At 74.0% G+C, this 12,615-nt stretch carries 13 protein-coding genes and 1 pseudogene; 4 read left to right on the forward strand and 10 right to left on the reverse strand.

Annotation, left to right across the window (positions count from 1 at the left end):
* Positions 1-18 precede the first annotated feature (18 nt).
* The 4 genes and pseudogenes from IEY20_RS05450 to IEY20_RS05465 all read right to left on the reverse strand — a co-directional run bounded on the left by IEY20_RS05450 (position 19) and on the right by IEY20_RS05465 (position 4,438).
* Positions 19-1,647, reverse strand: coding sequence for a serine/threonine-protein kinase (locus IEY20_RS05450; RefSeq protein WP_175328344.1), 1,629 nt, complete (start codon positions 1,645-1,647; stop codon positions 19-21).
* Positions 1,648-1,657: 10 nt separating this feature from the next.
* Entirely contained in the window at positions 1,658-2,464 is an 807-nt protein-coding gene (locus tag IEY20_RS05455; RefSeq protein WP_175328345.1) for a phosphatase PAP2 family protein, read from the reverse strand.
* A 33-nt stretch (positions 2,465-2,497) separates the two neighbouring features.
* Positions 2,498-4,186: pseudogene (locus IEY20_RS05460) on the reverse strand (bifunctional 3'-5' exonuclease/DNA polymerase).
* A gap of 39 nt (positions 4,187-4,225) precedes the next feature.
* Entirely contained in the window at positions 4,226-4,438 is a 213-nt protein-coding gene (locus IEY20_RS05465; protein ID WP_175328347.1) for a hypothetical protein, read from the reverse strand.
* 83 nt (positions 4,439-4,521) lie between these two features.
* Here IEY20_RS05465 and IEY20_RS05470 point away from each other — a divergent pair, with 83 nt between their 5' ends.
* Positions 4,522-4,755, forward strand: a complete 234-nt coding sequence (locus IEY20_RS05470; RefSeq protein ID WP_175328348.1) for a hypothetical protein — start codon at positions 4,522-4,524, stop codon at positions 4,753-4,755.
* Here the strand turns inward: IEY20_RS05470 and IEY20_RS05475 are convergent.
* A complete protein-coding gene (locus IEY20_RS05475) occupies positions 4,736-6,172 on the reverse strand; it encodes an L-serine ammonia-lyase (protein ID WP_175328349.1) in 1,437 nt (478 codons plus the stop codon). The two genes, IEY20_RS05470 and IEY20_RS05475, sit on opposite strands and share 20 nt — an antisense overlap.
* 77 nt (positions 6,173-6,249) lie before the next feature.
* Entirely contained in the window at positions 6,250-7,188 is a 939-nt protein-coding gene (locus IEY20_RS05480; RefSeq protein WP_229727888.1) for an NADP-dependent oxidoreductase, read from the reverse strand.
* 76 nt (positions 7,189-7,264) lie between these two features.
* Here IEY20_RS05480 and IEY20_RS05485 point away from each other — a divergent pair, with 76 nt between their 5' ends.
* Positions 7,265-8,083, forward strand: a complete 819-nt coding sequence (locus IEY20_RS05485) for a shikimate 5-dehydrogenase (RefSeq protein ID WP_175328350.1) — start codon at positions 7,265-7,267, stop codon at positions 8,081-8,083.
* A gap of 64 nt (positions 8,084-8,147) precedes the next feature.
* Here IEY20_RS05485 and IEY20_RS05490 read toward each other — a convergent pair whose 3' ends face one another.
* From IEY20_RS05490 to IEY20_RS05500, 3 genes are all read right to left on the reverse strand, one after another.
* Positions 8,148-8,591 carry an SRPBCC family protein gene (locus IEY20_RS05490; protein WP_175328351.1) on the reverse strand — a complete coding sequence of 148 codons (444 nt, stop codon included), beginning with the start codon at positions 8,589-8,591 and terminating at the stop codon, positions 8,148-8,150.
* A 3-nt stretch (positions 8,592-8,594) separates the two neighbouring features.
* Positions 8,595-10,040: a phytoene desaturase family protein gene (locus IEY20_RS05495; RefSeq protein ID WP_175328352.1), complete on the reverse strand. Its 1,446-nt coding sequence runs from the start codon at positions 10,038-10,040 to the stop codon at positions 8,595-8,597.
* A 90-nt stretch (positions 10,041-10,130) separates the two neighbouring features.
* A complete protein-coding gene (locus IEY20_RS05500; RefSeq protein WP_022904690.1) occupies positions 10,131-10,802 on the reverse strand; it encodes a hypothetical protein in 672 nt (223 codons plus the stop codon).
* A 104-nt stretch (positions 10,803-10,906) separates the two neighbouring features.
* On the opposite strand from IEY20_RS05500, the gene IEY20_RS05505 reads away from it, so the two are divergent.
* The gene (locus IEY20_RS05505) at positions 10,907-11,182 is read left to right on the forward strand and encodes a hypothetical protein (protein WP_022904691.1); all 276 of its coding nucleotides are present in this window, start codon (positions 10,907-10,909) and stop codon (positions 11,180-11,182) included.
* Positions 11,183-11,372: 190 nt separating this feature from the next.
* Here IEY20_RS05505 and IEY20_RS05510 read toward each other — a convergent pair whose 3' ends face one another.
* On the reverse strand, positions 11,373-11,900 hold the full coding sequence (locus IEY20_RS05510) for a GNAT family N-acetyltransferase (protein WP_022904692.1): 528 nt from the start codon (positions 11,898-11,900) through the stop codon (positions 11,373-11,375).
* A 57-nt stretch (positions 11,901-11,957) separates the two neighbouring features.
* Between IEY20_RS05510 and IEY20_RS05515 the strand changes: the two genes are divergently transcribed.
* On the forward strand, positions 11,958-12,572 hold the full coding sequence (locus tag IEY20_RS05515) for a TetR/AcrR family transcriptional regulator (protein ID WP_204620593.1): 615 nt from the start codon (positions 11,958-11,960) through the stop codon (positions 12,570-12,572).
* Positions 12,573-12,615: the final 43 nt, after the last annotated feature.

The following is a 12,615-nucleotide window of genomic DNA, read 5'->3' on the forward strand; positions in this document are numbered from 1 at the left end:
CCACCGAGTGGACGAAACCTACTTGTCGTGCCCGGGGGCCTTGCCGGACTTGCCCGGGCCGCCGTCCGACGCCGGCCCGGCGTCGGACGCGGGGCCGCCGCCGGTCTGCGGGCTCTCGACCGGGTTCGAGGCCGGACTCGACGGCTCCGGCAGCGTGGTCGGCACGGGGGCCTGCGAGGGCTGCTGCTCCTCGGTCGGTTGCTGCTCCGGTTCGCTGGGCTGCTGCTCGGGTTCGCTCGGTTGCTGCTCCGGTTCGCTGGGCTCCTGCGCAGGCTCGCTCGGCTGGTCGTCGCTCGGCGCACTCGTGCTGCTGTCGGTCGGCGCCGGCGTCGGGCTGCCGCCCCCGAGGGCGACCACCGCGGCGACGATGCCGGCGAGGACGAGCAGCGCGACGACGACCGCGAGGACGATCGGGCCGCGCCGGCGCCGCCGCGGCTCGTCGTCACCTGGTCGGGCAGCCGGCGGAACCGGGGCACGCGGCGGGGTCGCGGCGGACCCACCCCGGCCGGCGGCGGCCGCCCCGGCTCCGGCACCGCCAGCAGCGCCGGCAGCACCCGCGGCGCCGAGGACCGTCGTCGCGACGTCGTCCGCACTGGAGGCACGGCTCACCGGCATCACCCGGGTCGCGTCCTCGGGACGGTCCGCCGCGCCCATCGGCTCGGTCGCCCCCATCGCGGCGGTCGCGGCACCGGCGGAGTCGGGATCCGCGGCGTCCGCAGCGGCAGCGGCAGCGGCGCCCACCCCGGCCGCTCCGGCCGCTCCGGCTGCTCCCGCCGCTCCGGCTGCTCCGGCGCGGGTCATCGCGCCCGGGGCGCCGGGCAGGAGCTGCGTCGCCGGGGCGACGTCGTCGCGGCCGAGGGCACGCAGGCGGTCGGCGGCCTCGGCCGCGGTCGGTCGTTCGTCCGGGTCGGTCGCCGTGAGCACGTGCAGGAGTGTGCGCCACGCCGTCGGCAGGTGCGGGTCGATCTCCGGGCTGCGGGCCAGCCGCGCGGTCGCGGACTCGACGGCGCTCCCGGGGAAGGGCCGCTTCCCGCTCAGCGTCTCGAGGAGCACCAGGCCGAGGGCGTAGACGTCGGCCTTGCCCGTGATCGGCTGGCCCATCACCTGCTCCGGCGCGATGTACGCGGCGGTGCCCATCACCGTGCCCGTCCCGGTCACCCGGGCGGAGTCCCGCAGGAGCGCGATGCCGAAGTCGGCGAGTTTGACGTGCTGACCGTCGGACTCGAGCAGGACGTTCGCGGGCTTGACGTCGCGGTGCACGACCCCCTGCGCGTGCGCCGCCGCGAGCCCGTCGGCGATCTGCGCCCCCACGCGGGCGGCCGTCACCGTGTCGAGCGGCCCCTCGCGGAGTCTCGTCGCCAGGTCGCTGCCCGGCACGAGCTCCATGATCAGGTACGAGTCGCCGTCGGCATCGTCGAGTGCGGCGTCGTACAGGGTGACGAGCGCCGGGCTGCGGAGGGACGCCAGCACCTGGATCTCCGCCTCGGCCCGCGCGCGCTCACCGTGGTCGACGGGCCCGATGCGGAAGACCTTGACGGCCACCTCGCGCCCGAGCATCTCGTCGACCGCGCGGTACACGGACGCCATGCCACCGTGCCCGAGCGTGCCGGTGACGCGGTACCTGCCGCCGAAGACCCGTTCCTCCATGTCCGGCAACCTACCGGGGCGACCTGACGGGCCGCGCACCCCGGCGCAGCGCCGTCAGGTACAGCCGGTGCGCCGTGACGACGAGCGCGAGCCAGGCCAGCCCGAGCGCCCACGCCGCCAGGACGTCGGTGAGCCAGTGGTACCCGAGGAACACCCGGGACGCCCCGATCGACACGACGAACGCCGTCCCGACGGCGATCGTCCACACCCGCACGACCAGTCGGGACTGCCGGAGGACGAGCAGGTAGACGATCGTCCCGACCACCACGGTCGCGTTGAGGGTGTGGCCGGACGGGAACGACGCCGAGTGCTCGTACGGGGGCACCGCGTCGGACAGCGGCGGTCGGGCCCGCCCGATCAGGTCCTTGCCCGCGATCGTCATGAGGAGCGAGCCACCGCTCGCCGCGACGAGCAGCACGAGCGGCGTCCAGGCCCGGCGCTGGACCGTGAACCCGACCAGGAAGCCCACGGCGACGATGGGCATGCCGATCGTGCCCGCGACGTCGGTCCACCACGTGACGAGGGTGTCCGCCGTCGGTGACCGGAGGGTGAGCACCCAGTCGAGCACCGGGCGGTCGAGCACGGCGACGTCGTCTCCGGCCCGGACGGCGTCGTAGACCTCGGACGCGCCCCAGGTCGCCGTGACGGCCACGCCGATCCCGATCGCCAGCGTGAGCACGAGCACGGGCAGTGCGCCGTAACGGTGCCCGAGCGATGCCCACGCGTCCGCGACGGTCGCACCGGCTCGAGTGCGCCACCGGGTCAGGTCGACGTCACCGACCCGCTGGTCGGGGGTCTCCGCGTGCGTCTGGTCCATCGACCCACCCTGCCCGAGGGTCGGTGTGAGCGGTCAGTCCTTCGCGTCGGCGTAGCTGTCGACGACCGCGACGCTGAGCGGGAACGTGACCGGGAAGTCGCGGAAGAGCAGCCGTCCGGCGTCGACCGCTGCCGACCGGACCTGCCCGGCGACTCACTCGGCGTGCTGCTCGGGCGCGTGCACCACGAGCTCGTCGTGCACGAAGAACACCAGGTGCGGCCCGGCGGTGACCGGCCCCGGGAACCGCGCGGCGATGCGGGTCCGCAGTGCCCCCATCCACGCGAGCGCCCACTCGGCGGCCGTGCCCTGCACCACGAAGTTCCGGGTGAAGCGCCCCCAGCTGCGGGCTCGCGACTCCACCGCCCGCTGCATCGCGGGGGTGCCCTCGACCGAGTACGCGTGGTTGCGCGCCTCGAACCAGGAAGCATCGGGGACGGGTGACGTCCGCCCGAGGAGCGTCGTCACGGGCTCCCCGCGCTCCCCCGCGCGGGCGGCACGCTCGACGAGGGCCAGCGCCTGCGGGAAGGCCCGGGCGAGCCGGGGCACGAGCCGACCGCCCTCGCCCTGGGTCGCGCCGTACATCGCGCCGAGCATCGCCCCCTTCGCCTGCTGCCGGGTCTCGACCGCGCCCGAGGCCACCACGCCGTCGTAGAGGTCTCGCCCGTCGCCCGCCGCGGCCATCGCGCGGTCCCCCGCCATCGCGGCGAGCACGCGCGGTTCGAGCTGCGCGGCGTCGGCGACCACGAGCTTCCAGCCCGGGTCGGCCACCACGGCGCTCCGGATGCCCTTCGGGAGCTGCATCGCTCCCCCGCCGTCCGCGGCCCAGCGACCGGTCACGACCCCGCCGACGACGTACTTCGGGTGGAACCGCCCGTCGCGCACCCAGTCGTCGAGCCAGGTCCACCCGTTCGCGGTGAGGAGGCGGGCGAGCCGCTTGTACTCCAGGAGCGGCTCGATGACGGGGTGGTCGAGTTCGCGGAGCTCCCACTTCCGGGTGCTCGTCACGGTCAGCCCCGCCCGGCGCAGTGCCCGCAGGACGTCGGCCGGCGAGTCCGGGTTGAGCGCGGGGTCGTCGAGGCGCTCGCGGATGACCGCGGCGATCTCCTCGAGCCGACGCGGACGGACGCCGTACGGCACCCGCGGCCCGAGCTCCTGTTCGAGGAGCCGCTCGTGCACGTCCACCCGCCACGGCAGGCCGGCGTGCAGCATCTCCGCCGCGACGAGCGCGCCGGCCGACTCCGCGGTCAGGAGCAGCCGCAGGGCACCGGGCGCCGAGGATGCGGCGACCGCGGCCGTCTGCGCCCGGAACTCGGCGACCGGGTCCAGCGGGTCGTCCGGCACCGGCGCGGCGAACAGCGCGTCGTCGAAGAGCGGGGCGTGCGTCGGCTGGGCGGCGCGCGCCTCCAGGACGGGTGGCGCGTCGAGCGCGTCGAGGGGTGCCGCCTGCAGCGCGGTCCCGCGGGCCGCGAGCGCTCCCCGCAGGACGCGGCGCCCGAGCCGCAGGTCGACGCACCGTGCGACGCGGCCGCCGGCCGCCAGGACGGCCGGGTACCAGCGCGCCGTGTCGTCCCACACCCAGCGCACGCCCGGTCCGTCGTGTGCTGCGACGAAGGCCGGGAGGCTCGACTCGGCGAAGCGCTCCGGCGCGCCGTCGGCGGTCCCCGCGTCCGTCAGCGGCGTCGCGGAGACGCTGCCGTCGACGCGGCTGAGGACGTGGTGCACGGGACGATCATGCCGTGCACCGCCGTCCGTCGGTCGCGGTCACTCCCCCGGGCGGACCGCAGCGGTGTCCGCGACGTCGATGCGGACGTCACCGTCGGGTGCCTCGGAGACCTCGACGCGGGGGTCCGCGTCGTGTGCGTTGGACCCGGACATGCGGCGGAGGGTGTCCTGTCGGCGCTCCTCGAACGTCATGTCGACGCCGTCGTCGAGGTGGTCGCGGTCGGGGTGCCGGTGGTCGTCGTGCTCGGTCATGGACCCGACCGTACGCGCGGCCCATGAACCTGACGAAGCTTCGACGATTCTGCGCTATCCGGACAACCCGCGATGATGGAGCGGTGCACCAGACGATCGACGACCACGAGGCGTGGCTGGAGGTCCCCGCTGACGCGGTCCCCGTGAACGCCACCGTCCGCTACGAGGACCGCGGCGAGCGCCACGTCGGCACCGTGGTCGACGAGCTCACGACCCCGGGAGCGACCGCGCTCGTGGTGCTCGACGAGGACGGCGCGCCGCGGGTCGTCCCGACAGAGGCCCGACTCGAGGTCCGGGTCAACACAGGGGGACGTTGACCGCCAGGCCGCCCATCGCGGTCTCCTTGTACTTCGTCGACATGTCGGCGCCCGTCTGCCGCATGGTCTCGACGACCTGGTCGAGCGACACGTGGTGGACGCCGTCGCCACGGAGGGCCATCCGTGCCGCGTTGATCGCCTTGTTCGCCGCGATCGCGTTCCGCTCGATGCACGGGATCTGCACGAGGCCGCCGATCGGGTCGCAGGTGAGACCGAGGTTGTGCTCCATGGCGATCTCGGCCGCGTTCTCGACCTGCTCCGGGGTGCCGCCGAGGACCTCCGCGAGCCCGGCCGCGGCCATCGAGGCCGCCGACCCGACCTCGCCCTGGCAGCCGACCTCGGCCCCGGAGATCGACGCCCGCTCCTTGTAGATCGAGCCGACCGCGCCGGCGGTCAGCAGGAACCGCACCACGGCGTCGTCCCGACGGTCCGCCGTGACCTCGGGGACGTAGGTGAGCGCGTAGGACAGGACGGCGGGGATGATCCCCGCGGCGCCGTTCGTCGGGGCGGTGACGACCCGGCCCCCGGTCGCGTTCTCCTCGTTCACCGCCATCGCGACGAGGTTGACCCACTCCATCGCGAACAGCGGGTCGTGGTCGGGATCGTCCCGGACGAGCTGCTCGTACCAGGTCGCCGCGCGGCGCCGGACGTCGAGACCACCGGGGAGCGTGCCGGTCCGCCGGACGGACCGCTCGACGCACTGCTCCATCACGGCGTGGATACCGAGGAGCCGCTCGCGGACGGCTGCCTCCGAGGTGTCGAGGGCGACCTCGTTCGCGAGTGCGATCCCGCTCACCGGCAGCCCGGAGCGTGCGCACTCGGCGAGCAGCTCGGCGCCGCTGGAGAACAGGTGCGGCACGTGGTCGCCGACGGGGATCGCCGCGCCCGCCACCTCGGCGCCGCCGACCTCGCCGCTCGCGGTCTCGGGGACTCGGTCGGTGTCGCCGTCGCCGTCGCCGTCGCCGTCGCGCGTGATGAACCCGCCACCGATCGAGTAGTACGTCTCGTCGGCGAGCACGACCCCGTCGGCGTCGGTCGCCCGCAGCCGCATGCCGTTCGGGTGCCGCGGGAGCATCGTCAACGGGTGGAGCACGATGTCCGCGAGCCGGAACGGCACACTCGTGCCGTTCGCGAGGCGGAGCGTGCCCGTTCGTTCGAGCTCCGCAAGGTCGAGCGCCATCCGGTCCGGGTCGACCGTCTCGGGGTCGGCCCCGGCCAGCCCGGCGGCGACGGCCCCGAGGGTCCCGTGCCCGTGCCCGGTCGAGGCGAGGGAGCCGTAGAGGTCCACGCGGACCGCGGCGACGCCGGCGTCGGGCAGCCCGGCGGTGAAGGCGGCCCCGGCGCGCATCGGCCCCACGGTGTGGGAGCTCGACGGGCCGACACCGATGCTGAACAGATCGAAGACGGAGACCGGCACGCCGCCACACTAGCCCGTCCGGACGGACGGACGACCGGTCCCGCGCGGCCGCGGGGGTCGGAGCCGGCCCCGGACGGCTACGGGACGAGGACGATCTTGCCGCGGGTGTGCCGCTGCTCGAGCTCGGCGTAGGCGTCCTGCACCCGGTCGAGCGGGTACGTCCCGGCGATCGGGACCTCGATCGCCCCGTCGGCGACCTGCAGCGCGAGTGCGCCGAGGATCTCCGGGTCCGCGGTGTCCGCACTGCCCGAAGCCTTCGCCCCGAGCTCCGCCGCGACCTCGAACGCGATGATCGTCTCGATGCGGTCCACCGGGACGCCGAGCGCGACACCGAGGTGCACGTACTCGGGGCCGTACGTGTCGATGAGCGCGTCGACACCGTTCGTCGCCAGCTCCTCGATCCGCTCCTGCAGACCGTCGCCGTACGACACGGGCCGGGCGCCCTTCGACCGGAGCCAGTCGTGGTTCGCCTCGGAGGCGATCGCGATGACGTCGATCCCCTCGTTCGTGAGCAGCTGCGTCACGAAGCCGCCGACGCCGCCGGCGGCCCCGGACACGACGACCGTCTCCCCCGGCCGCGGGTCCACGGCACGCACGGCCGCTGCCGCGGTCGTCGCGATGACGTCGAGCCCGCCGGCGACCTCCCACGAGAGCAGGTGCGGCTTCTGCACGACCTGGCCCGCCGGCACCGACACGTACTCGGCCTGGCTCGACCGCTCCCACGACCAGCCGAGGACCTCCTCGCCCTCGTCGACGCCGTCCACGCCCGCACCGACCGCCACGACGATGCCCGCGAAGTCGGTGCCCTGCCCCGAGGGCAGCTTCGACGGGTCCTCGCCGTCGAAGAGGCCTTGGCGGATCGCCGTCTCCCCCGGGTTGATGCCGGCGGCGCGCACCCGGACGAGCACCCTGCCCGCCTCGACCGGAGGGACCGGGACCTGCTCGACGTGCAGCACGGAGCGGTCACCCCACTCGGAGAACCGGACGGCGCGCATGGTGTCGGGGATCTCTGCCATGCCGACAACGCTACGCCCCGCCCGTCGACACCGGCCATGGACCGCTCCATCGGCACCGGCGTGCGAGACTGACGCCATGCCCATCCTCAACAAGGACATGCAGGTCTGCATGTCGCTGGCGGCCCGACCGAGCAACATCGGCACCCGGTTCCACAACTTCCTGTACGACGAACTCGGGCTGAACTTCCTCTACAAGGCGTTCACGACGACCGACCTGCCCGGTGCCGTCGCGGGCATCCGGGCGCTCGGCATCCGCGGCTGCTCGGTGTCGATGCCCTTCAAGGAGGCGATCATCCCGCTCGTCGACGTCATCGAGGAGTCGGCGGCGGCGATCCAGTCCGTGAACACGGTCGTGAACGACGACGGGGTCCTCACCGCGTCGAACACCGACTACGAGGCCGTGGCGTCCCTGCTCGCGAGCCACGACGTGGACCGTGCCTCCCGGGTGCTGCTGCGCGGGTCCGGCGGCATGGCCAAGGCCGTGACGGCGGCGTTCCGCGGCGCCGGGTTCGAGCACCTGACCGTCGTCGCACGGAACGACGACACCGGCCCGGCCCTCGCGGCGCAGTACGGCTACGAACGGGTCGCGGACGAGCGCGATGCCGGTGCGGCCGACGTCCTCGTGAACGTCACCCCGCTCGGGATGCGGGGCGACGACGAGGACACGCTCGCGTTCGTGGACGATCGCATCGCCGCGGCGCACACCGTCTTCGACGTGGTCGCGTTCCCGTCGGAGACGCCGCTCGTGCGCGCCGGTCGAGCCGCCGACAAGCACGTCATCACGGGCGCTGAGGTCATCGCCCTCCAGGTGGCCCGCCAGTTCGAGCGGTACACGGGCGTCGCACTGACGGACGACCAGGTGCGTCGCGCGAGCGAGTTCAGCCGCGCCGAGTAGCGGCGGTCCAGCGCGTCGGCCTGGAGGCCCGTGGCGGCGCCGCCACGGGCCTCCAGGCCGTCCTTCAGTCGCGCCCGGCGCGACCCGCTGCGACCCAGCCGAGCCGCCGCAGCGTCTCGCAGTTCCGCACCCAGATCGCCGGCTGCATCAGGACGTCGGGGACGTGCGACCCGGGCCCCGCGATCGCGTTCTCGACGATCGTGACCTTGCAGCCCCGCCGGTGCTCCTCGACCGTCAACTCGACGCGGGCCTCGCCCATCGGCCAGCCCTCCGGCCGGATCGTCATCGCGCGGGGCGGGTCCCAGACCTCCACGGTCGTCGTGTCGTCGATCACGATCGGCCAGACGCCGAAGGAGTGGTGGATCCGGCTGCCGACCGCCGGCCATCCCGGGTCCTCGCCGCGCATCCGTGATGCGCCGACCACCCAGGTCGTGTAGAGCCAGCCGTCGCGGAACACGTCGAAGACGTCCTCCGGGCGGCAGTGCAGGATGCGGACGTTCTTCGCCATGGATCAGTCCTCCGGTGCGAGATCGACGTCGGCGGGCAGGCCGAACGTGTGGCGCAGGGCGCTCTTGGCCGCGTGCCAGCCGGCCATGCCGTGCACTCCGGGGCCGGGCGCCGCGCTCTGCGACGCCAGGTACATGCCGCCGCCCATCCGCCACGGGTCCGACGACAGGACCGGGCGCTTGACGAGCTGCCAGAAGCTCGCGGCCCCCGCGGCGATGTCGCCGCGCTCGAAGTTCGGGTTGTACTCGGCCATCTGGACCGCCGTGCGGCTGGACGAGTGCAGGACGACGTCGCGGAACCCCGGAGCGAACCGTTCGATCTGCCGGGTGACCGCCTCGGTCTGGTCGACGTCGGACCCGGCGGGGACGTGCGCGTACGCCCAGAAGACGTGCTTCCCGGCCGGTGCCCGGGTCGGGTCCACCACCGTGGGCTCGGAACCGAGGACGTACGGCCGCTCGGCGTGCTGACCGCGAGCCACCGCTCCCTCGGCCTCGGCGATCTCGGCGCGCGTCCCGCCGATGTGCACCGTCCCGGCCTTCCGGAGCTGCTCGTTCTCCCACGGGATCGGCCCGGACAGCGCGAAGTCGACCTTCGCGGCCGCGTTGCCGAAGCGGAAGCGGCGGAGCGCCCCGCGCCGCGGTGTCGGGATCTGCGTGCCGGCGATCCGGAGCATCCCGGGCACGCTCGTGTCGAACAGCACCGCCTTCGCCGGCGTCAGGTCGCCGAGGCTCGTGACGTCGCGCCCGGTCTCGATCGTGCCCCCGTGCGCGAGGAGGTCCGCGGCGAGCGCGTCGACGATCGCCTGGCTGCCGCCGATCGGCACCGGCCACCCGCGGGCGTGGGCGTACGACCCGAGCGACAGCGCCGCCGCGGCGGTCGACAACGACGGCACGTGCTGGATGGAGTGGGCCGCGACGCCGGTCACCATGGCCGGTGCCACGTCCTCCCGGAAGCGGGCGTTCCACGCGCGGGTGCCCTGCTCGAGCGCACGGAGACCGAAGCGGGCGACCGTCAGCGGGTGCCGCGGCACGTGCAGGAGCGCGTCGGTCGCGAAGTCGGCCACCTGGTCGGCGTTCCGCGAGAGCGGCGCCATGAGGTGGTGGAACGCCGGGCCGTCGGCTCCGAGCGAGGCAGCCGTCTCCGCGAGGTCGCGGTGGGCGATGCCCGCGCGGCCGCCGTCGAGCGGGTGCCCGTACTGCACCTCCGGGAGGCGCAGCTCGATGCGGTCCTCGAGCCGGAACGCCCGGAAGAACTCCGACTGCAGCGCCATCGGGTGCACGGCGGAGCAGACGTCGTGCCGGAAGCCGGGCAGGGTGAGCTCGGCGGTGCGGGCTCCCCCGCCGATCGTGTCGTTCCGCTCGACGACCTCGACGCGGAGCCCGGCACGTGCCAGGGTCACCGCTGCCGCGAGTCCGTTCGGTCCGGCTCCGACCACCACCGCATCCACCATGGGTCCGAGCCTAGGGACCGCGAGGTGCGGAGGGGTTCAGGGCTGGTCGTCAGGCGTGGATGCCGGGCGGGCCGTGGTGTCGCGCCCCGCTCAGGTGCGCGCGGTGTCAGCGTCCGCCGGGTCGGACCCGTCCTCGTCGCCGTCGGCGTCGTCGGGCTCGTCGGCGTCCGGTGCGGTCGAACCCACGGGGTGCTCGGCGAGCAGGGTGGCGAAGTCCTCGTCGAGCAGCTGCTGCAGGCGCTCGTCACGGCCCACCTCGTAGTCGTCCGCCGGGCGCTGCGCCCACCCGAGCCGCCCGACGACGGTGGTGCCGATGTCGTCCCAGGCGCGAGCGCGGGCCTGGAGCACGATGCCGTCGACGAACTTCTGGTCGTCCCGGCGCCGGTCGAGCAGGTCCGCGAGCTGCTCGTACGTGGCCTCGCGCGTGCGGAGCTTCAGGTCGTCGCCGCGGCGGTAGTCGTGCTGGTGCCGCGAACGGCCCTTCTGCTTGCTCGACGTGGCGCGGATCTCCCGCATCCGGGCGGCGTCGCCGCGCTGCTCCTCGGCCATCCGGTGGAGTTCCTGCCGGGCGGCGTCGGCGATGAGCGCGTGGTCGAAGTACCCCTGGTCGCGCAGGGCGTTCGTGATGATGCGGTTCGCCACCGCCACGACGATCGCGGCCTTCGCGATGAGGAAGCCCTCGTCGACGGCACGCTTCAGCTCGACCTGGCTGACGGGTCGGTCGCGCACGTCGTTCTTGCTGCGTCGTCCGAACAGGGCCATGCCCACGACGATACCGGCGTCCGGTGACCGTCAACCGCCGGGCGGACCCGGGATCAGCACCCGGACGGACGACGCGCCACCACGGCGTCCGTAGTGTCGGAGCCATGACCACGTACCCGACTGCTCCTCGGACCGGCCTCGGGACGGCCAGCCTCGTCCTCGGCATCTGCTCGCTCCTCGCGGGCTGGACGTTCTTCGCACCCGTCGTCGGGCTGTGCCTCGGCATCGCCTCACGGTCGCGCGAACCGATGGCGCGGGGACGGGCGGGGTGGGGCATCCTGCTCAACCTCGTCGCGCTCGCGGTGTGGATCTTCGTCGGCGCGCTGCTCGTCATCGGTGGGTCGTTCGCCGTCTGGCACGGGGCGACCACCGGCCGCTGACACCACGCTCGGCGCTCGGCGCTCGGCGCTCGGCGCTCGGCGGTCGGCGGTCGGCGCTCGGCGCTGCACGCCGCACAACCAAAGGCACCCGGAACCGCGGAGAACCGCGGTTCGCTGTGACTTCGGTTGTGCAGACGCGAAGCGCACCACGGCACTGCGGCGCCGCGGCACCGCCGCGCGCCCGCGCGCGTCAGAGCACGAGCCCGTACACCGCCACGTCGACCCGCCGCGGCCCGAGGGGCATCGCGCTCCGCAGGGTCCCCTCGTGCACGAAGCCGAGCCGCTCGGCGAGGCCGCGGCTCCGCGCGTTGTCGACCGCCGTCCGGATCTCGACCCGCGCACACCCGCGCGCCCGGGCGACCCCGATGAGCACGGTGGCCGCCCGTCGGACGATCCCCCGTCCCTCCAGGCCGGCGTCGATCCACCAGCCGAGCGACGCCTGCCCGAGGTACGGGTCGAAGGCGAGCGACGCGGCCCCCACGACACGGTCGTCCGACCGGATGACGCACGGCAGCGAGCGGTCCATCGCGTACTGCCCGAGCAGGTGCTCGGTGTGCATGGCGATCGTCTCGACGCTCTGGTCCTGCCACGCCCACGGCTCCGCGGCCCGGAGCCGGTCGAGGTTGGCGACGACGAGGCCGTGCAGCGGCTCGACGGTGGTCAGGTCGCGCAGCGTCAGCGTGCACCCGTCCCCGAGGTCCCGTCCGAACGCCGCCACGGACCCGACGATATGCACGTCATCGCCGCGGCGTCCACGGGCGGTTACAGTCGAGGCATGCCCGAGACCATGGGTCTGCGCGACCGGAAGCGCATCGAGACGCGACGACGCATCGCCGAGTCGGCCCGGTCGTTGGCGCTCGAGCACGAGATCGACCACACCACGATCGAGCAGATCGCCGCGCGGGCGGACGTCTCGCCCCGCACGTTCTTCAACTACTTCGACTCGAAGGAGGACGCCGTCCTCGGGCACACCGAGCTCGACCTCTCCCCGGAGGCACTGGCCGCGCACCTCGAGACGGTCGACGGCGAACCGGCGGCGCAGGCGGTCGTCGACCTCGCGTTCCTGGTGTTCGGGGAGACCTTCGCGGACGAGGCCGAGCGGACGGCACGCAAGGAGCTCGTCGTGCGGTTCCCGCAGCTGATTCGTCGGCAGGTCAACCGGATGACCTCGGTGTCCGAGGCCATGGTCGGTGCGGTCCGCACCGTGCTGGAACGCGATCCGGCGTGGGGTCCGGAGGCCGCGACCCCGCAGGCTGCGGAGATGCTGCTCGGCATGTGCATGACGGCACTCCGCACCGCCGCACGCGACGCGGACACCGCCCCGGACGAGGTGCGGGGACGGATGGTCGCCCTGATCCGCGACACGGCGTCGCGGATCGCGACCGACTGACGGACTGGAGGCACGGTGCCAGCTGGCACCGTGCCTCCAGTCC

The sequence above is a fragment of the Curtobacterium luteum genome (assembly GCF_014646995.1).
Classification (GTDB): Bacteria; Actinomycetota; Actinomycetes; order Actinomycetales; family Microbacteriaceae; genus Curtobacterium; species Curtobacterium luteum.